The organism is Mesorhizobium sp. M8A.F.Ca.ET.218.01.1.1 (genome assembly GCF_004791165.1).
GTDB lineage: Bacteria > Pseudomonadota > Alphaproteobacteria > Rhizobiales > Rhizobiaceae > Mesorhizobium.
In genome coordinates this window covers 14,408-32,974 of the sequence record NZ_SRUZ01000004.1, presented here as the reverse complement: position 1 = coordinate 32,974, position 18,567 = coordinate 14,408, and the positions used below count along the sequence as shown (strand labels likewise).

Sequence of the window (18,567 nt, the reverse complement as noted above, 5' to 3'; positions counted from 1 at the left end):
GAGGACGACGAAGCGACTGACGTCACCGCAAATTACCAGGCCCTGCCAACCCGGGCGAAATCGCCGATTTGGCGGGCCGGAAAAAAGTTGTCCAAGGCGGCACCTAACGGGTTGCCGGTTGCGCGCAACGTCAGTATAAGCCGCTTCGTCTGAGCGCGCCCATCGTCTAGCGGTTAGGACACCGCCCTTTCACGGCGGTAACAGGGGTTCGATTCCCCTTGGGCGTACCAGATCTTTCAAGCACTGAGCTCCGTTTTGAGACGATGCGTCGAATATCCGACGAATAACGCCAGTGAATTTGCCTGAACAGTTCGGCTGCGGACGGAGGAATACCGGCGCCGGCTTTCCATGGTGTCCAGCCCTTGGTCGGCGGTCCTTCAGTCCGCGGTCGCGCACGCAGTGCCTCCAATTCGAACGTCTGGTGATCGCGCTGATTATCCATGAAAGCCGTGCAAAGAGAGGTTGACGTTTGCGAGGGACCGTTCAGCGGACCGCTCGTTCATGCTTTGTTGGGACTATTTGCTCATCATCCCTGGCGGCAGAGGGGACCGGTGCCGATGGAACGACTATCTTTTGGACGAGTCTGCGGTGTAACGACCGTCGTGCTGATCGCCATTTGGGGCGTGCAGAAAGCCGGCGATCATATATGGCCGAGGCATCCAGCCGCCGTCGTAAACTCGGCATTGGTGCCGGAATACGAACTGAGGCGTCAAAGAGACGAGGCATGGATAAAGCGTTACGCGCTTTGGCTGACCTAGCGCCGAACAGGAATTAACCTCCTATACACCTTCCGCCTTGCACGGCGGTGATCGCGGTGCTTTGGATATCCTCTCTGTCCGTTGGGAAGGGTTGGGGGCGTGGATGCGATACAGCAGATCGCCGACCTGTTCGGCCTGAAGGCGGTCGCGATCGGCCTGCTGATCTTCATTCCGCTGGAACGGCTGTTTCCGTTGCGGCGGCTGCAACGGATTTTTCGCAAGGGCTTTTTCAACGACCTGTCCTACGCGGCCTTCAACGGCTTCGTCGTCAACTTCGTCGGCGGCCTGATCTTCGTGCCGATCTTCAGCGCGCTCGCCTTGCTGGTGCCGGACGGGGTGACGACGGGGGTGGCGGGCCAGCAGACCTGGATGCAGGTACTGGAAATCATCGTGCTGACCGACCTTGGCGTCTACGCCGCGCACCGCACCTTTCATGCCGTCCCGATCCTCTGGCGCTTCCATGCCATCCATCACAGCGTCGAGGAAATGGACTGCCTCGCCGCCTTCCACGTCCACCCCGTCGACCAGATCGTCACCAAGGCAACGGCGCTGCTGCCGGTGTTCCTGCTCGGCTTCAGCGGCGAGGCCATCGCGCTCTATTCGGTGATTTATATGGGGCACACGATGCTGGTCCATTCCAACACCAAGATCGGCTTCGGCCGCTGACCTGGCTGATCGCCGGTCCGCAGTTCCATCACTGGCACCATGCCGGCGAGCGAGCCGCCTATGACCGCAACTTCGCCGGCCAACTGGCGCTCATCGACCTGGTGTTTGGCACCTATCGCGTGCCTACAGCCTCAATGCCGGCCAAGTACGGCGTCGACGATCCGATCCCCTCAAACATCTTTGGCCAGATCGGTTATCCCCTGGTGCCGCGCAAGGCGGTCACGACCGGGGATAGACCGCGGTCGGAACCGTGAAGCTTGCGCTACGGTTAGATGATTGCGCACTCCTAATTTAGACGATGCTTGCACTCCTGCCGTGACTACGCGATGCTCAGTTGGGGCAATAATGGGGGCGGGTTTTGCGTAGATACCGACATTTCGTGTACGTCGCGCACCGCGGCGGCGCATGATCACAGACCTATTTCTCACTGGCGTCGCCGCTTTTTCTATCCTGATTCCACTCTACGTCATCCTCAAATGACAACCCTGGTCTTGGCTCTTCCGCTCGTGGCGGGAACTTCGAGCGGCAAAACCGAGCTTGCGAGGCCGTTACAGCGCGTTCCTCCCGGTCACCAATGCCAGTCTATCAGACCTCGGTCTCTCTCCCGATCCTACGCGGCCAATGGCTGGCCGATGCGATTTGGCAGGGGGCGGCACCGCGTCGACAATATCGCCGGCTACGACGTCGGCTGCAGCCATGCCTTCGCGCTGACCGCTCGGCTCCTCTATCTTGTCGAGCGGACGGGCCGGTGATTAAATGGATGCGAAAGGAGCGCTCATATGATGGTTCACCTTTCGGCCGATGTACGCGCTCCCGCGGCAACGCCCCCAAAATATCTCTTTGGTCCGCTCGCGGATTTTCTGATGCTTGGCGGCAGCGCATTCCTGATATTGCCGGCGCTGTACTTCGTGCCACTGAGGTACGAAAGTCTGGTGGCGGCGACGATGCTCTTCCTGGCTTATGTGATCAACTATCCGCACTTCGCCCACTCATACCAACTCTTCTACCGCAATTTCGGACGGAAGCTGCGCGGCGACGGCTACGACAGGAACCTCCAGCTCCGCTACATCTTCGCCGGCATCGTCGTTCCCCTGCTCATGGGCGCATTTTTTGCCTACAGCTCGATCACGGCGAACGCCCGGCTGCTGGGAAACGCAACCAACGCGATGTTCTTTTTCGTCGGCTGGCACTACGTCAAGCAAGGCTACGGCATGTTGATGGTGGATGCCGTCCTGAAGCGCAGGTTCTTCACCGATCCGGACAAGAAAATCCTACTGATCAACAGCTATGCCGTCTGGCTGTTCGCATGGCTTCAGACCAACACGGCGGTCAGCCGGGGAAAGTACCTGGGACTGGAGTATTATACGTTTGCCACCCCTGCATGGCTCAATGCGATTGGGCTGTCGGCCGCGGCCGCGTCAACGGCCGCCACTGCCGTGATGCTGATCAATCGTTGGGGCAGGAATGGCGGCAGCCTGCCATATAACGGCGTCATCGCCTACGTCGCGTCGCTCTATCTCTGGATTCTGATTGTAAGGACAAATCCGCTCTGGCTGCTCGTGGTGCCGGCGCTCCATTCCTTGCAGTACCTGGCGGTGGTCTGGCGCTACCAGAGCAATGTCGAGCGTGACGGGCGCGATGTCGAGAAAGTTCCGCCGTCCGGAATCCTGTCCATTCTTGGTCCGGCCTACAGGGTGCGGCTTGTGGAGTTCATCAGTGCTGGCCTCCTCCTCGGCGGTCTGGGTTTCTGGCTGATTCCGACCGCGCTGACGGCCCTTATCCCCTATGACCAGGAGGTGCTGGGATCGTCGCTGTTCTTCTTCATCGTGTTGATTTTCATCAACGTGCACCACTATTTCCTGGACAATGTGATGTGGCGCCGCGGCAATCCCGAGGTCTCGAAATATCTGTTCCGATAGAGCATTTTTGCGGCCACGCGGAATCGCTCGGCGTGACGCGGAAATGAACCGGGAATGGGATTTACTTCCGCCCGAGCCAGTCCATTGCTTCGGAATTTTGGAGGCCTCGCCTCGGAATCGAACCGAGGCTTCCGAGATTTGCAGTCTCTAGCGTAGCCGCTCCGCCACGAGGCCATGCGTGCTTTGGTAACGTGCAGAAGTTTAAAGATTCTTCATGTCTTGGGTAAAAATTTCGGCAACACCCCATTGCGGAAAAGAGCCTGACCACGGGGCTCGAGGCCAGCAGCTTCGTGGTCAGACTGCGTGTCTAACTGCCGACCAGCGGCACGGTCACCGTCGTCGCGTAATTGATCGGGAAGCCGTCGAAGTATGGGAAGTCTATGACGAAGGCATAGGTGGCGGTCAGATGCGCCATGCGAAAGCCGCCGCTCGCCGGATCGATGGCGATCGTGACGTTGACATCGTGCAGGCCCAGGGCCTGCAATTTCTGCGTCGCGATCGACTGGAGGGCAGTTTGGGACAACGTGTTGTTAAGTTGCAGGGACCGTGCGGACGCCTCCAGCGTGTAGCGAACGCTGGAGGCCGAATTCATCGACCAGCCGAAGGCGAAGATTCCGAATAGCAGCATGATAAGGAACGGTGCGATGAGCGCGAATTCGAGCGCGGCTCCGCCCGATCGATCGGCCTTGAAGCCTCCCGCATTACCGAACACGGATCAGCTCCTGCTGGCCGATCGTGCTGGGGGCGGAAAAGACGCCGAAGGTGAAGGGAGGTGTCCATGTCGCCGATGCGTCGATCTGGACAAAGACCGACGGTGCCTTCGGCCCGCTGCACAAGGTCGAAGCGTCGACCACGGTCGTTCCGCATTTGTAGATCCGGCTCAGCGTGACCTGACCGTCGTCCGGCATCCTCTCCCAGTTCGCCAGTGCTGCGGCCTGCGTCGCGCTGTCGTCGGCCGAGCCCGCCAAGAGCATGTTCGCTGCCGTCTTCACGCTGGCGCGCATCGACAGCGAACTCGTGACGTATGACCAGCCGTCGGCTATGCCGAGCAGTACCAGACACAGGATGGGCAAGACCATCGCGAACTCAACCGCGGCAGTGCCCGCGTCTTCGCGAATGGCTGGAATCAATCGATAGGCCCCGGGCTTCATTCGACAATCGCGACTGACGCCGCCGCCGGGAGGTCCTTCATTCCCAGACTCGAGCAGTCCTGGTTGATCGTGGAATTGCCGGACCACTGGATAGTGTCGGCGACAACCTGCGTGCAGCCATTCTTGCCTGAGAAGTTGCCCAGGTAGTTGACTTGCTGCTTGGAGAAATAGATGGCGCCTGTCAGCAAGGAATCTGCAGTACCGTTGAAGGTGCTCTGCGCCGCCATGCCTGTCCTGTCACCGTAGAACAGCATACCGGAATAGGTGCCCGACTGAGGCGCGCTGAGCGTCACGGTCGCATTCCCGTTCATGCTGACGGTGCTGCTGCCCGCCATGAAGATGGTGACGCCGCTGCCCGTGACGACTGCCCCCGCGTTGATCTTCAAATTCCCCTGAACGACATAGACGCCGGGCGAAAGCGTGACATTTCCGGAGAGGTCCATGCCACTGCAATAAGTCCCGGGCTGGATTGTTTGCGTCGTCTTATTATTTTTGAGAGTCTGGCATGGGTTGCTGGCGGCAGGCGCTGGCACGCTGGCGAACGGATCGGGTATGGGCAAGGCCTGGGTGATCGGCGCCTTGCAGATCGTGGTCACCGGATTGTTCAGCACGACGCCGCCCGCCGAGATCAGGCAGTCGGCCTGGAGAGCCGCCGATCCCTGCACCTTAATGGCGTCTTGGGCGATCGAATTCGTCATGATGACGCAGCCGGTGAGCTTCATGCTGGCGCTGCCGGAGACGAGCACCGACTGCGAGGCCGAGGGATCGAGCGCCCGGAGGCAGGCCTTGGATGCGTCAGTGATGAGCGCCACCGCCCTCGCCTGTTCTGGAACCTGACTCTGGGTGAAGATCAGGGTGAACATACGATTGAGCTTTTGGCCGACGATAACTTCAACCGCTTTCTTGGCCGTGTTCGGCCCGGATGCCGGCGGTGTATTGACGACGATCGTGCCGGCGCCAAGACCATTCGTTGCAGCAGACTGGGTCGCGGCAGCGACGATCGTCGGCGTATCCGAACCCGAGATCTGCTCCAGTGCGCCGGCATAGGCTGCGGCATCCGCCGTGGCCTGCAGTCTCAAGCTGTTATAGTACCAATAGGAGGTTTCCACGCCAAAACCCGCCGCACCGACAACGATCGGCAAGGTGAGGGCAAAGATGGTGGCGACATTCGCCGATCTGCTGCGGCGCATGCTGGCCGCCATGAGCCGGATTCGGGTGAAGCAGTTGAACACCATAATCCATTAGAAAACACGCATGTATGAATGAACGCCTAAAAACTTTGGCTCATTTTTGATGAAGGCCGCCATTCTTAATGGGTGCACGCGGCCATCTGGACGAACAGGGGGCCAACGGACGGGGCGCCGGCTGTTTACCGTTCCTGACGAAACGACCACGCCGCGCTGCATGGGGGAGCCGGTATGGGGACAGGATCAAGCGGCCCGGCTTAGGACCTATCACCGCGAACTGGGATCAGCGCCGTCTGGCCCCAACAACATGCGACGGCACCGGCAGTGGCCGACTCGAAGGATGAGCCAAGAAAACTCGAACCAGTAGCGCGATCTTTGGGATGATATCTGCTTCAGGCGGAAAGAACTGGAGCTGGCTCAGCAACCGACCCAGCCAACAGTTCTCTTTGTACGGCAAGGAAAAACCTGCGTACTTCGTCACTGGCCGCCGTTCTGTCCCTGCCCGTCCCGACAACGAGATCGAGCAACTCCGCCGCTTTTGCCTTCCAGAACGAGGTGGCGGTCTCGCCATGCAGATTGCCGAGCCTGGCGGCAACTTCCCTGACCAAGAATAACTGACGATCGATCGGGAACGCAAGGACTTTTTCTGGGGACATCTTCCGAACCATGAAACTGACGCAACGAATCAACCATTGCCGAACAAGCAATGGCTAACCGCGAAAGTGGAAACGGAAGCTTAACGGCGCCGGCCAATGCATTCCCCGCACGCGAATTGTCATACGCACTCGAAGCTGAGCTGGTTTACGCCATTCGGCGCGGCTCTCAAGCCTGCAGTGCTCGCGCCTCACCGCCGCGCTTGCGTGGCGCCATCATGTCGCCCGCCATAAGTCCGGTGACGCGGCAGAACGCCATGAACGCCCGGCAGGCGTCTTCGGTCTTGACCACATCGACGGTCGCGCCAAAACAGGCATTGAAGGCTTTCTGATACACGGGCCCCTGCCGGCGTGCCGGCCAGTCCTGCAGAAAATCGAGCGCCTGCTCGACGCCGTAGATTTCCTCGACGGGCAAGCCGGGACCTGGTGCAATGCGCACCGGCACCTCGAATTGCAATCTGTCCATCCGACATCTCCCGAACCGGCATAGTCCCAAGCAACGCCGCTCGTCGTAAAAAGTTGCTCGCCATCTTATGTCGTGAGAATGTGTCGCCACTGCGGAAGCGGACGATTTGCCGCAGTCAACCGCGACCGTTTGCTGCGGCAAGGACCAGCAGACGCCCGTGAACTTTCGAACACGGACGTCTTGAACCCTCGGTCACTGGTTGGCCGGATCGGTCTCCGCGTCGAAGGCCATCCGCGCCACCGTCAGCAGAACGTAGGCTGACGGCAAGGCGAACAGGGCGCCGAGGACGAGCGCTCCGGTTCTCGACAAATAGAGCGTCTCGGCGATCGCCCAATAAACGGTTCCGATACCGATGAGCGCCTGGACGGAAAGAAATGAAGCAGCCGAGGCCGCGCGTGACAGGCTTTTGAATGTCTTGATACGCTGTTGCATTGCAATGATCCGAAAATGACGCGCCGCGCCACCAATGCGCGGCTCTCGGCCGCCGCACGGGTTGCGACGCGAATGGCTTGGAATGGAGGTGAACGTGCGGTCCCGGACCGCTCAGGCTCGCGTGGAGGGAGGCGCACGCGGCTGGTTGGTGCTGACACGGGGCGCGCAGACCGGCCCATGGCCGGCGACAAACATCTCCGGCGACGTCGGGGCGGGGCGACGGAAGACAGCCTGCGGAACCGGGAGGGCCGGATGGCCGCCGGCGAACTTCGCAAGCACCGGCCGGGCGCCGCGAACCTCCAGCGCCTGGGCCTTGTTGGCGACACGCAGCAGCGCTGCGACCTCACCCGACCGTTCGAGGCCAACGCTGGCACCGCCTTGCGCGGCATCCCAGGAAATGGGCGTGTCCGGCCGGCCGAGACACAGCATCGCCAGCAGCACCAAGCCCATCAGACATGAGCAGGCTGCCGTCAGTGGCGATTCAAGGGACTTGATGCGCCGGACCGCCGGGAACGGATGCGACCTCCAAAACATCACCCCGCCTAACGCACGATGGCCACAATGGAAAGCGAACGCCATGCAAAACCGGGAAAAGGATCGCCTCGGCATGCGAATATCCCGGCGCTGGAGCTGCATCAGGCAGTTCTTCCTTGAACCTTTCGCCCCCAAGTGCCAAATCTGGTGACATCTTAGCGCCAGCACTCCTGCGGCGCGCCACCTTCTATACGGACAAAATGGTCACCTATCTCGACGCCGCCACGGCACCGCTCAGAAACACCGGCCAGATCCGCCTTTATGGCGAGGAAGGCTTTGCCGGCATGCGCAAGGCATGCGACCTCACCGCGCGCTGCCTTGACGAACTGGTGCCGATGGTCGGCCCCGGCGTCACCACCGACACGATCGACCGTTTCGTCTTCGAGTTCGGCATGGACCACGGCGCACTGCCGGCCACGCTCAACTATCGCGGCTATACGAAATCGTCCTGCACCTCGATCAACCACGTCGTCTGTCACGGCATTCCCGACAACAAGCCGCTGAAGGATGGCGATATCGTCAACATCGACGTCACCTACATCCTCGATGGCTGGCACGGCGATTCCTCGCGCATGTATCCGGTCGGCACGATCAAGCGGGCGGCCGAACGCCTTCTCGAGGTCACCCACGAATGCCTGATGCACGGCATCGCCGCCGTCAGGCCAGGCGCGCGCACCGGCGCCATCGGCGCCGCCATCCAGACTTATGCCGAAGCCGAGCGCTGCTCGGTGGTGCGCGATTTCTGCGGCCACGGAGTCGGCCAGCTGTTCCACGACGCCCCCAACATCCTGCACTACGGCAATGCCAATGAAGGCGTGGAAATGCGCCCCGGCATGATCTTCACCATCGAGCCGATGATCAACCTCGGCCGACCGCATGTGAAGGTGCTGTCGGATGGCTGGACAGCGGTGACACGCGACCGCTCGCTGTCGGCGCAATACGAGCACACTGTCGGCGTAACCGACACCGGCTGCGAGATCTTTACGCTGTCGCCCAAAAAGCTCGACCGCCCCGGCTTGCCCGCCTAGGAGGCCGTCCTCTCTATCGTCTGGTTGTTTTCGCGCCTATTTCCAGTGTTTGCGTGGCCGCCGGTCTTCGTCCTCGTCCTGGTCTCGGAACCAGCGCATTATTTCGCGGCAACTGCGCGGACGGCCATCGCTGACCCTGCCATCGGTGCATGGATCGAAGCGTTCGCGCGGGTATTAGTCGTGCCTTTCCCGATAACGCTCGCGGCGATCCAGCATGCGCAGGATCTCCCGGCTTGGGCGCCCCCCATTGCCGCAACATTGCGCGAAAGTTGGAAACTACTCATTCCTTGCCGCCGACTGGGGAGCAATTCCGGCTGCTCGACGGCTGTGGGCTGATTGACAGCGTTGAAAAGACAAAAGACCTCGACCGCCCCTGTCCGCCGTCCTAGTATTTCGTGGGGATCAGCGATCATTGCTCAGCTGCGGGCTGGATATGGGCGGCGCATGGCGACACAAGGCGACGACGATGAGCGGAGTTTCTTCTCCGAGGTGCCGGTGCGGTCGGCGGCGAGAGCCAAGGCGGCAGCCGATGAAAAGCCGCATTATCTCGGCCATCGCGATCGCCTGCGCGAGCGCTTTGCGTCGGCCGGCCCGGATGCCTTGCCCGACTATGAGCTTCTGGAACTCCTGCTCTTCCGCCTGATCCCGCGCGCCGACACCAAGCCGGTGGCCAAGGCGCTGCTCGCCCGCTTCGGCACCTTGGCCGAGGTGCTCGGCGCGCCCGTCGGCCTGTTGCAGGAGGTCAAGGGCATCGGCCCGGCCGTGGCGCTCGAACTGAAGGTCGTCGCGGCGACCGCCCAGCGCATGGCGCGCGGCGAGATCCACGGCCGCGAAGTCCTGGCCTCATGGCAGCAGCTTCTCGACTATTGCCGCTCGGCCATGGCGTTCGAGGCGCGCGAGCAATTCCGCATCCTGTTCCTCGACAAGAAGAACGCGCTGATATCAGACGAAGTGCAGCAGACCGGCACGGTCGACCACACGCCCGTCTATCCCAGGGAAGTGGTCAAGCGCGCGCTCGAACTGTCCGCCACGGCCATCATCCTGGTCCACAATCATCCCACTTGCCCCTTTTCGATCACGCACGATCACGCTTTAGCACATTGATACATATAACTTTTTCGACTTGTCGCAGAGTTGGACATTGTGGCATATTGGGGTCGGTTTTAGGGGGATCGAAGCCCGTTTTGAGCCCAACCACAGACCCCTACTACCCGTCAGCCGATCCCACTCGAAAGCCTACGGGAGTTCCCAGTGCCAAGCCTTACCGATGGAGAGATTCGCCGCGCTTTGAAGCAGGTCGACGAGACCGGAAAGCAGCAGAACCTTGTGGATGGCGAGGGCCACGGAACAGGCCGCCTCGTTCTCGTGATAAAGCCAATGCCGACCCGCGTGACCGCGGACTGGATGGCCCAGCAGTGGCGAGACCAAAAGCGTCTCAAGAAAAAGCTCGGCTCGTATCCGTCAATGGGCCTTAGCCAGGCCCGCGAGGTTTTCAGACGCGACTTCGCCGACATGATCCAGAAGGGACGCAGCATCAAGATTGTGGGCGACACGCGACCCGGCACGATCGCCGATCTGTTCGAGGCTTACGTGGCGTCGCTCAAGGCGGATGGAAAACCGTCCTGGAAGGAGGCCGAAAAGGGGTTGAACAAGATCGCCGATTCGCTCGGTCGCAACCGCCCTGCCCGCGATATCGAGCCTGATGAGATTAGGGACATCATTCGCCCTATTTATCAGCGAGGCAAACGGTCCATGGCCGATCATGTTCGGAGCTATGTTCGCTCAGCCTACAGTTGGGGGCTGAAGTCCGAGCATGACTACCGTTCAACCTCGGTCCGTCGCTTTCGTCTCGTCTACAATCCAGCTGCAGGTATTCCGACCGAACCGAAAAACGTCGGAACGCGTTGGTTGGACGAAGAGGAATTTGTCCGTCTTTATCGTTGGCTCGAATCTCCCGATGCGCCGGTTCACCCCCCTTACACGCGTGCCGTAAGAATTCTTATGCTGACGGGCCAGCGCGTCGAGGAGATCGCTCGGCTACACGTCGATCAATGGGATGCGGCCGAACGCATCATCGATTGGTCCAAAACAAAGAATGGAAAGCCTCACGCCATCCCCGTGCCTAAGATTGCGGCGGAGCTTGTCGGGTCGATCAAGCCGAATGAATTTGGCTGGTTTTTTCCATCCGCAACCGATCCGTCCAAGCCAGTCAGCCATGGCACGCTCTACTCATTCATGTGGCGCCAACGAGATCGCGAGGTCATCCCCATCGTGACGAACCGCGATCTCCGGCGAACCTGGAAGACGCTTGCCGGCAAGGCAGGGCTCTCAAAAGAAATCCGAGACCGATTACAGAACCACACTTTGCAGGACGTCAGTTCCAAGAGCTACGATCGCTGGAATTATATGCCGGAAAAGCGCGCTGCCATGGCGCGATGGGACAAGTTTGTCCGCGAGATGCTGACGAAGAAGAAGCGTAAAGCCGCATTCAAGGAAGCTGCATAACGATTGCTTTTCCTCGCCGGCATTCCACATGTGTTCGCCGGCAGAGGTTGAGATCTGCCGCAGCCAGTACGACGCTCGGGCTACCGTCGAGGACCAGTTGGCCAGCGAAGTAGTGACGACGATCGAATTCTCGAATTTTAATGATCGGTCAGTCGCGCCGCCTTCCACCGAAGGTGTGCTGACCTGGACATCCACGACTTCGATTTTCATGACGTGCGGATGAAGGAACGAGGCGCCTGTCGGAATAAGACTCAATCGCTTCCATGGATGGAGGGTCAGCGGTTTTGGAGACCGAGTAGTCTTTGTCCATCTCGTTGATTACAAACGGGTTATAGCCGCTTTCACAATGGATGTGCAAGGATTTGTGTAAGGCAGTCCTGTCTTTTCGACCGAGATTGCGGCGCCGGCATCTGTGATAATGTCCTTTATCATAGATAGGACGGGGCAAAATGGACGACGACGAACTACGCAAATTAGTTGACGCGGCGCAGGCGGCGATCCTCGGCGTGCAATCGACGCTCGAAGTGGCTGATATCGTGCGCTGGCTGGATGAACATGCAGGTATTGCACTGGATGATGAAGCGCGCATCGCCCGGCTGCTTAACGAGCATCCCCGCTTAATTTCAGCTGCTGTGGGCGGAGGGATGTGGGAGCGCGGGAGAAACCTCGGCCCTCCAAAGCGTAGGCCGATTGGCAAGGCTCGGTAGCACGCAAGCGGATGCCATTGCTGTTCGAGTTGGCCTGAAGGGTTGCCATCAATGTTGCGGAGAGCCGTCTTTCAGGACTGCAAGGCTGGACGTGCGATCCGTTATCTGAACCCGGCCGTAAGTGGCCCTCCCCCCTCGCCGGAGCCATTTCTAGGCGCAGTGACGGGCGTAGGTTGGAGAAAGGCGACCATTAGGCCGCGTTCTCCATCTCTCGGGCTATGAAGGCCAGCAGGTAATCGCTGGCTTCAGAGGCCCTGCCGGCGGCGGTGATAAACGCCCTGCGGTCGCCCTTCAGGAGCTTGATCCAGCTGGCCAGGTACTTGGCATGGTCAGCGCGTGGCTCCGCCTCGATGCCCAGCTTTGCGCCAAGGAAAGCGGCTCCGAGCTCGGCCACCAGTTCTTCGGCCGCGTAGGCGGTATCGCCGAAGCGCTTGCCGAATTCGCGATTCAGGCGCGGCGCTGTCCAATGGGTCAGTTCGTGGAGGGCAACACCGTAATAGGCTTCGGTAGCACTACTGGTGGAGGTGCCGGTGAACAGATGCTGCGGCGGTAACACGATTTCGTCGGCGCTGGGCCGGTAGAAAGCCTGTGCGCCTTCGTGGGTGATCTTGGCCAGGCTTGCGGCGATCAGGGCATCGGCCTGCGCGATCGGGGACACCTGGTTGTCGCCCGGCAGGCGGACTTGTTCGGGCCGGTAGCCGTCCACCTGACCGGCGTTGAACACCCAGCTCAACCGGGCACAAGGAATGCGGCGGCCATTCTCGTCGGCGCCTGTGTCATCGGCATCCCTGCGCTCGAGCATCTGGAACCAGATCACCGGCGTGCCTTTCTCGCCCTTGCGGACTACAGCGCCCTTCTTGGACCACTGCTTGAAGGTCGCCCAGGCATTTTCCGGATATCCAGCTTCTTTGGCGACGATCCAAAGCATTACCACGTTGGTGCCGCGATATTCGTGGCCGGATACGGCGTTGACCGGCATGGTCAGCGACGGGCCGACCCAGGGGCGCTCGCAAGGCCCGCAGTTTTCGAGGGCTTCGAGGATGGTGTCGGTGATGATCTGATAGGTGTCGCGCTTCGTTGACATGGTTGGCTCCTTTCTGGACCGCCGTAGCGGCGGGAGCCTCCAGCGGCGGAGGGCCAAGGCGGCGCATGCACCCGAAGGGCCGGAACGAAGAGAAGGAGGGCTTTGCCCTTGCCTGCGGCGCGGCCTGTAGCAGCCTGCTCCCCATTGCCGCACGGTCCAGGTGAGCCGTCCCCATGCGCGCGTCACCGGATCACGCCGGGTTCGATCTGCCCTCAATGCGGGATTGCGGTCCTGGATCAGGCCGCTCGACGATTTTGCGCAACGCTTGCCAGAACAGATCCGTTTTCAACGGGAGCTGTTGCCATGGCAGCTGGCTTGAATTGGGTCGGACGGATGCGGTTTGGCACCGGCGGGACGGGATCCTGCTTTGTGCCGAGCGCAGCTGCAAGGGCTACGAAACGAGCTTGATCCAGTTCCGAATAAGCTGGTTGGCCATATCAGCGGTAGCGAGTTCACTAAGCGCGGCAAGACTTTTAATCGTCGGCAACACTCCGCCCGGAGTGACTGGTCCACCGTCGATGTCGACAAATGGCCCGTCTGTCTCGGTTAGAATGCGATCTAACGGCAGCTGAGCAACGATCTCGCGCCCGCGCGGCTTTTCCAGCATTGCTTGATTGACCGAGAAATAGCAGCCTGCCTGCACCGCGCGACTAGCTTCAGCGGCTGAGCCGCTGAACCAGTGCAGGACTACTTTGCCCCGGTCCCGTGGCAGGCACTCGTCGATGTGGTCAAGAACACGGCCCGCCGTCCTGACGCTGTGAACGGACAGAATCTTGCCGCCGCTGGTGGCGCACATGCTCAGGATTTTTCGGAACACCATTTCCTGCGTCGGCATGGATCGGTAGTACCGTGGGCCAGCGTCAAGGCCGATCTCGCCCACATAGCGTGTTTCTGGCAGGAGTGCCTCGAACAGGAGCAGCTCGCCTTGGCGATCTTCAGCCAGATGCGGATGCAAGCCAAGGGCAACGCGCACGAACTCCGACGAACGGGCCAACTGAATGTTGCGCCGGAACGCCTTGGGCGTCGTAGTGACCGCAAGTGTCGCGGTGCGGGAGCTTTCGCAGATGGCGATCGCAGTGGCCAGATCGGGGTACAGGTCAAGATGGCAGTGGAAGTCGACTTGGTCCGGTTTGCGTGTCATCAGTCGGGGCGTGCCTGAACAGGTTGGAGTAGCGCGACCACCTCCTGGATGCCCCGGCGAAAGACGTCAATATACGCTGCGATTTCCCCAGGGGCATCGTTTAGTGGTCCGGGTATACGTGCCATCGTTCCGGCCAAGCTGGGATTGGCAGCGAGCCGCCCGGCTAGCAGCTGGAACGACCGCACATGCTCACCCTCTGCCTTGGCGGAATCCAGGGGACGAGCGGTAAGGCTCTCGGTAGCATACAACGTGTCATCTTTTGGCCCCAGACCATGTAAAAGCGACGCCCGGCGGATCAGGCACGGAACGCACGTGCCGCAATGTCGTGGCGAAAGTCCTTTGTAGCGAGCCTTTGCGGGTGCCGAACACGACATCGAAATCGGCACCAACGACTTAAGGAATTCGAGATCGGCGCATTCTGCAACCATCTCGCCCTTGGTCTTGTGCCGATACGGATTGACGAGCGCCACGTTCAGGCCGAGCCGTTCAAGCAGGATATTGAAACTCGCCATGTAGTGCGGATGGGTAGTGCGGGTGCTCAGCGCTCCTAGCCTCAACGGATCCAACGGCACGTTCAAACCGATCAGCCCGTTTTCCGGCACGCCGACCTTAACCTGACCTTGGAGCGATGATGCGGCCAAGACCGCGAGCGAAAAGAAAAGGAACGACCGCCCGCGCTGACTGTTCTCTATTTCGCCCGTTGAGACGTGGTGTTTGTCGAAGCCAAGCCTGACTCTGATCGAACGATAGCGGTCGCCGGGGAACTTAGTTTCCAAGTGGTGGAGTACGGCTTTCTGCGCCTTGCTGGTCTCAGCGTCGTACCAGTGGCTAATGAAAAGCGGCCGACGACCGGCAACCAGGGCGTCGATCGCGCCAACGAGACTGTCGAGTCCCCCAGAGAGAAGTGCCACCTCGTCAAACGAAAGGACCGGCAGCACGGTTGGCGGTTCTGCGAGCCGGGATTTGCCCGTGGGGCGGTCCCGGAAAGCGACGCGCCAGTGATCGCCGGTCAGGAACCGCAGCAGGTGCCCTATGATTTCGCCCTGCGCTGTCCAGAGTACAGGGTCAGAAACCGGCACGACAATATCGATCTCACGGGTCCAACCGTTCTGTGCGTTGCTGGCACGGGAGACCCGCGTGTCCGCAGCGTTGATTGTGGCGGCGAGGATGGCGAGGTCGATCGCCACTTCGGGTGGCTGCCTGCCCAATCGATGGAGGCTGTCCAGCGCAGCGCCCAGACCATAGTCTAGGCGGTCATAGGCCTCGATAAACTGGATGGGTACAAGGGTGGAATCCTCCTGGAGCAACGGTATAATTGCCATGTCGGCGGCACCCAAGCGACTTGCGAAGGTAAAGCGCCTCATGCGTTGTCTCCAAGCACCTGCAATACCTCGAATGTGCGTTCGTAAATTTCGGCGACCGTGGCATCAACGGTTGCGATATCGAGCGTCGCAATCCCACCGTCTGCACCGGCAAAGGCATCACGGACCGCACCGGTGACGAAGTCGTGCAGTTGACGCTCGATGCGATCGACGGCCGCGGTGTCATCCGGCAAGCGCACCGCCTTAGACCCAAGTTCATTGAAAAGCTTATCTTCGATCGACCTGGCGATCGTTCCGAGGAATACTGCTTCTAGGGCCTCGGCGGACAACGCGTCGAAGGTGACGCCACTGGCGGCAAGTTCGGCGGCAGCGGCAAGCATAGCTTCCCGCGCGATGGCCTCGTCAATGGTGCCGCCCGCGGGACAGATGATGTCGGCAAGCGTCTCAAAAACCTCAGCCGCGGGTGTACCGGCCATGCTCTCCAGGTTGAACCGGCGAAGCGCCTCGGCAGGACCGCGCTGGAGCGCGTCTGCGGCAACACGGCCGATCTCAGACGCAACGCCGCGAGATGGCGCCATGATCCGGGCCGCATTCCGGGCACCACCGACCGCGCGAACATACTTGCCGGAGGCACGTTTTAGGTGCCTGCTGCTGCCCCCCTTCGTCCTGGCAGCTCGCGTGAAATCACCGCGGGCCGAACCCAGGCTGGCGCCAGCCGATCCGGAGGGAAGTGGGGGAAGTTTCGTTGCTGGCGGAATAGGTGCAGGCGGCCCGGATGGAGTTTGTGGGTTTGAAGGTCCGCCGGGGGACGAACTACCGCCTGCGGGTGCTTGGGGCGGCGCAGGTTTTGGAGCCGCCGGAGCGGGGTCGCTCACCCAGGTCGGAACAAGCCCGCGTCGCGAGCCGCGGTTGCTACCTGACGTTCCCATCACTTCGCTCCGCGTTTGCGACTTTGACCGGCACTGAGCTGGAGCTTGGCGATGTCGCGAAGTTGGGTGTTTTCGTCCTGGGCTGCCCAGCTTTTGACCTGCTCGCGGAATTTCGCCTGGTGCCCGGTGTCGAACGCCTTTTGCCAACCTGTGAGCACCCACGAACCGAGGTTTCCGATAGGCATGCGCGACAGCAGGACGAGTAGCGTGTCCTGCAGCTCGCGTCGGGTCTCGACAAGAAAAGCCAGTCCTTCGGCGGCGTCGGGGCGTTGCCGCAGATCGCCAGTGGAAGTGACCTTGAGCGCCAAGGCTTCGAATACACGCTCAGCATCGCCCGTCGTAAGGAACGAGACGAGCTTCAGGTCGGTAGTGCGGACAGTCATAGTGTTCGAGGAAAGACGCTCGCTCAACGCCGCAACCGGATCGGACACCGACGACGGGGCAACATTGGCGCGGCGGTCGCGGCTGACGAAGATGTACGGGCGAAGGTCGACGTCAGCGAGCTTGGGAGACAAGGCCGCCCACCGGGTTGCCCAGATTTCCTCCGCCGAAGTCTCTGTCGTTCGTCCAGCACGGGGACCGGCTTTGGTGGTGGTCTTGGCTCCTGGGGCCGCGGCTCCCTCCAGATCTGCAATCGCCTTGGATCTGCGGCTGGCAGCCGAGTCCGAGGCGATGGTGTTGAAAAGGTTCGCCGAAAAACGCTCTGCCAGCATCAGCTTGCCGAGTATGGGCGCGCTCAGGTCCTTGCCGAACCCCCTCTCCTCCGCGATCTCTAATCGCAATTTCATGCTGTTGGCGAAGCGCTTGATTTGACGCGGATTGCCGCTGGCCCCCTCTGCGAGGATCGGCGTAAGGTCGGCTGCGACCTGAAGCGCTTCATCCAGTTTAGCGTTGACCGCAGTCTTCTTCCCTATCTCGTCGCGCGAAAAGCCCTCCCCGATCCACGGCTTCCTCAATGCCTCCCTTGCAACGTTGATGACAGCTTTGAAAGCATCCGATTTGGCATCCGCTCCTGCATTCAGGTAAAGCAAGAGCGTCAGGTAGATGCGGGTCTCGAACTGCCCAAGGGCTGGCATCCGGAACGGTACTTGGATCAATTTCTCTAGGTAGTTGCGGGCGTAGCTATTGGGACCGACGGTTGACGGCAGTTCGGGAAAATGCCGGCGAACAGCGTACTCGATCATCCCCTCGTCAGCGGCGATGACAAACGCCGCATTGGGTACGAATAAGAACAGCCGTATCGCCTCAAGCGTGGCGATGGCAGTTTCCGGCAGGCACCTGTCAAGATCATCGACAAGGACCACGAGGCGGTCGATCTTCGCCTCGGACAATAGCTGCTCGAAGTCTTGCCGGAATTGGTGGATTCGGTGCGGGGCGGTATTTTCAGGACCGTCAGCCTTGAAGTGCTCCACGGCGCCGTCGAAAACCCTGGTGAACATCTCGCCCGTCAGCACGTCGGCAGGGTTAGCGATGACGTCCTTCGCGACTTTGCTGAGCCCCTGGACGATCTCGCCGCTTGGCAGGCCCGTGAACGCCGTCATGGCTGCTCCCCCGAGTGTGCGGGCGACCTTCATCCAGCTTACGTTTTTGAGAACCTGGTTGGCCTTGGCCTTCAGCGTCGGAATGGTTGAGCGCTTTTTCAACAGTTCTGCGACGATGGTTTCGATCAGGACCGCCTTGGCATCGTCATAGCCTTCAAACAGCCAGCCGTTGAAGCGCACGCACAAAGTAGCGTCTTCCTCGGCAAAGGCTCTTTCAATCATCAAAAGGGAACTGGACTTCCCCGCCCCCCAGTCCCCATGCAGACCTATGGTCAACGGCTCTCCGGCTTTTTCCCGTATGAGACGGACAACGGTCTTCGCAACCGGCTCGTAGTATAAGTAATCTACGTCGGTCTCGTTATCGGCAACGATCATTGAATGAACTCCCCCGTCACGAAGTGTCCGCCCCGCACAACATTTTGTCCAGCGAGTACTTGGTCTTGTGAACAGAAATGGCATTACGCTCAGATTGAGGGGTTGAATCGCCGCCAGTTCGGGTCGTCCCCATACTTCTGCGCACCCAGGGCTTGATCCGCAATTACTT

18 protein-coding genes and 2 tRNA genes are annotated in these 18,567 nt (G+C 60.5%); 7 read left to right on the top strand and 13 right to left on the bottom strand.

Annotated features, from left to right (window positions below; translation table 11 throughout):
* Positions 1-155: 155 nt before the first annotated feature.
* The 3 genes from EN861_RS16200 (at position 156) to EN861_RS16190 (ending at position 3,343) form a co-directional block, all read left to right on the top strand.
* Positions 156-230, top strand: a tRNA-Glu gene (locus EN861_RS16200).
* 627 nt (positions 231-857) lie between these two features.
* Positions 858-1,424: a sterol desaturase family protein gene (locus EN861_RS16195; RefSeq protein ID WP_167531456.1), complete on the top strand. Its 567-nt coding sequence runs from the start codon at positions 858-860 to the stop codon at positions 1,422-1,424.
* Positions 1,425-2,203: 779 nt separating this feature from the next.
* The gene (locus tag EN861_RS16190) at positions 2,204-3,343 is read left to right on the top strand and encodes a hypothetical protein (protein ID WP_135864337.1); all 1,140 of its coding nucleotides are present in this window, start codon (positions 2,204-2,206) and stop codon (positions 3,341-3,343) included.
* Positions 3,344-3,441: 98 nt separating this feature from the next.
* On the opposite strand, the gene EN861_RS16185 is transcribed toward EN861_RS16190, so the two are convergent.
* From EN861_RS16185 to EN861_RS16150, 8 genes are all read right to left on the bottom strand, one after another.
* Positions 3,442-3,517, bottom strand: a tRNA-Cys gene (locus EN861_RS16185).
* Between the two features lie 133 nt (positions 3,518-3,650).
* The gene (locus EN861_RS16180) at positions 3,651-4,055 is read right to left on the bottom strand and encodes a TadE/TadG family type IV pilus assembly protein (protein ID WP_127276694.1); all 405 of its coding nucleotides are present in this window, start codon (positions 4,053-4,055) and stop codon (positions 3,651-3,653) included.
* A complete protein-coding gene (locus EN861_RS16175) occupies positions 4,045-4,494 on the bottom strand; it encodes a TadE/TadG family type IV pilus assembly protein (RefSeq protein ID WP_127276692.1) in 450 nt (149 codons plus the stop codon). Before EN861_RS16175 ends, EN861_RS16180 begins: the two co-directional genes overlap by 11 nt.
* Positions 4,491-5,729: a pilus assembly protein TadG-related protein gene (locus EN861_RS16170; RefSeq protein ID WP_167531455.1), complete on the bottom strand. Its 1,239-nt coding sequence runs from the start codon at positions 5,727-5,729 to the stop codon at positions 4,491-4,493. Before EN861_RS16170 ends, EN861_RS16175 begins: the two co-directional genes overlap by 4 nt.
* 344 nt (positions 5,730-6,073) lie before the next feature.
* Positions 6,074-6,337 carry a DUF6074 family protein gene (locus tag EN861_RS16165; RefSeq protein ID WP_135864334.1) on the bottom strand — a complete coding sequence of 88 codons (264 nt, stop codon included), beginning with the start codon at positions 6,335-6,337 and terminating at the stop codon, positions 6,074-6,076.
* 166 nt (positions 6,338-6,503) lie between these two features.
* On the bottom strand, positions 6,504-6,800 hold the full coding sequence (locus EN861_RS16160) for a DUF982 domain-containing protein (protein ID WP_127276690.1): 297 nt from the start codon (positions 6,798-6,800) through the stop codon (positions 6,504-6,506).
* A gap of 192 nt (positions 6,801-6,992) precedes the next feature.
* The gene (locus tag EN861_RS16155) at positions 6,993-7,232 is read right to left on the bottom strand and encodes a hypothetical protein (protein WP_127872640.1); all 240 of its coding nucleotides are present in this window, start codon (positions 7,230-7,232) and stop codon (positions 6,993-6,995) included.
* A 111-nt stretch (positions 7,233-7,343) separates the two neighbouring features.
* On the bottom strand, positions 7,344-7,766 hold the full coding sequence (locus EN861_RS16150) for a hypothetical protein (protein ID WP_127872641.1): 423 nt from the start codon (positions 7,764-7,766) through the stop codon (positions 7,344-7,346).
* Positions 7,767-7,966: 200 nt separating this feature from the next.
* On the opposite strand from EN861_RS16150, the gene map reads away from it, so the two are divergent.
* From map to EN861_RS16130, 4 genes are all read left to right on the top strand, one after another.
* A complete protein-coding gene (gene map / locus EN861_RS16145; RefSeq protein WP_127872642.1) occupies positions 7,967-8,794 on the top strand; it encodes a type I methionyl aminopeptidase in 828 nt (275 codons plus the stop codon).
* 444 nt (positions 8,795-9,238) lie between these two features.
* Positions 9,239-9,898 carry a RadC family protein gene (locus EN861_RS16140; RefSeq protein WP_135864332.1) on the top strand — a complete coding sequence of 220 codons (660 nt, stop codon included), beginning with the start codon at positions 9,239-9,241 and terminating at the stop codon, positions 9,896-9,898.
* Between the two features lie 147 nt (positions 9,899-10,045).
* Complete coding sequence (locus EN861_RS16135; RefSeq protein WP_135864330.1) at positions 10,046-11,299, top strand: site-specific integrase; 1,254 nt, start codon at positions 10,046-10,048, stop codon at positions 11,297-11,299.
* Between the two features lie 449 nt (positions 11,300-11,748).
* Positions 11,749-12,006, top strand: coding sequence for a hypothetical protein (locus EN861_RS16130; protein ID WP_135864328.1), 258 nt, complete (start codon positions 11,749-11,751; stop codon positions 12,004-12,006).
* A 190-nt stretch (positions 12,007-12,196) separates the two neighbouring features.
* On the opposite strand, the gene EN861_RS16125 is transcribed toward EN861_RS16130, so the two are convergent.
* From EN861_RS16125 to qatA, 5 genes are all read right to left on the bottom strand, one after another.
* Positions 12,197-13,090, bottom strand: a complete 894-nt coding sequence (locus EN861_RS16125; RefSeq protein ID WP_135864326.1) for a zincin-like metallopeptidase domain-containing protein — start codon at positions 13,088-13,090, stop codon at positions 12,197-12,199.
* Between the two features lie 391 nt (positions 13,091-13,481).
* The gene (qatD, locus tag EN861_RS16120) at positions 13,482-14,231 is read right to left on the bottom strand and encodes a Qat anti-phage system TatD family nuclease QatD (protein ID WP_135864324.1); all 750 of its coding nucleotides are present in this window, start codon (positions 14,229-14,231) and stop codon (positions 13,482-13,484) included.
* Entirely contained in the window at positions 14,231-15,595 is a 1,365-nt protein-coding gene (qatC, locus tag EN861_RS16115; RefSeq protein WP_135864322.1) for a Qat anti-phage system QueC-like protein QatC, read from the bottom strand. The genes qatD and qatC overlap by 1 nt, the downstream gene beginning before the upstream one ends.
* A complete protein-coding gene (gene qatB / locus EN861_RS36840; protein WP_348630906.1) occupies positions 15,592-16,482 on the bottom strand; it encodes a Qat anti-phage system associated protein QatB in 891 nt (296 codons plus the stop codon). Before qatB ends, qatC begins: the two co-directional genes overlap by 4 nt.
* Entirely contained in the window at positions 16,482-18,398 is a 1,917-nt protein-coding gene (gene qatA, locus EN861_RS16105; RefSeq protein WP_189343654.1) for a Qat anti-phage system ATPase QatA, read from the bottom strand. The genes qatB and qatA overlap by 1 nt, the downstream gene beginning before the upstream one ends.
* Positions 18,399-18,567 lie beyond the last annotated feature (169 nt).

Coding starts and splice junctions, on each gene's coding strand:
- EN861_RS16190 (WP_135864337.1), top strand. CDS start 2,204: ATGATGGTTCACCTTTCGGCCGATGTACGCGCTCCCGCGGCAACGCCC.
- EN861_RS16175 (WP_127276692.1), bottom strand. CDS start 4,494: ATGAAGCCCGGGGCCTATCGATTGATTCCAGCCATTCGCGAAGACGCG.
- EN861_RS16170 (WP_167531455.1), bottom strand. CDS start 5,729: ATGGTGTTCAACTGCTTCACCCGAATCCGGCTCATGGCGGCCAGCATG.
- EN861_RS16165 (WP_135864334.1), bottom strand. CDS start 6,337: ATGTCCCCAGAAAAAGTCCTTGCGTTCCCGATCGATCGTCAGTTATTC.
- EN861_RS16160 (WP_127276690.1), bottom strand. CDS start 6,800: ATGGACAGATTGCAATTCGAGGTGCCGGTGCGCATTGCACCAGGTCCC.
- EN861_RS16155 (WP_127872640.1), bottom strand. CDS start 7,232: ATGCAACAGCGTATCAAGACATTCAAAAGCCTGTCACGCGCGGCCTCG.
- EN861_RS16150 (WP_127872641.1), bottom strand. CDS start 7,766: ATGTTTTGGAGGTCGCATCCGTTCCCGGCGGTCCGGCGCATCAAGTCC.
- map (WP_127872642.1), top strand. CDS start 7,967: ATGGTCACCTATCTCGACGCCGCCACGGCACCGCTCAGAAACACCGGC.
- EN861_RS16140 (WP_135864332.1), top strand. CDS start 9,239: ATGGCGACACAAGGCGACGACGATGAGCGGAGTTTCTTCTCCGAGGTG.
- EN861_RS16130 (WP_135864328.1), top strand. CDS start 11,749: ATGGACGACGACGAACTACGCAAATTAGTTGACGCGGCGCAGGCGGCG.
- EN861_RS16125 (WP_135864326.1), bottom strand. CDS start 13,090: ATGTCAACGAAGCGCGACACCTATCAGATCATCACCGACACCATCCTC.
- qatD (WP_135864324.1), bottom strand. CDS start 14,231: ATGACACGCAAACCGGACCAAGTCGACTTCCACTGCCATCTTGACCTG.
- qatC (WP_135864322.1), bottom strand. CDS start 15,595: ATGAGGCGCTTTACCTTCGCAAGTCGCTTGGGTGCCGCCGACATGGCA.
- qatB (WP_348630906.1), bottom strand. CDS start 16,482: ATGGGAACGTCAGGTAGCAACCGCGGCTCGCGACGCGGGCTTGTTCCG.
- qatA (WP_189343654.1), bottom strand. CDS start 18,398: ATGATCGTTGCCGATAACGAGACCGACGTAGATTACTTATACTACGAG.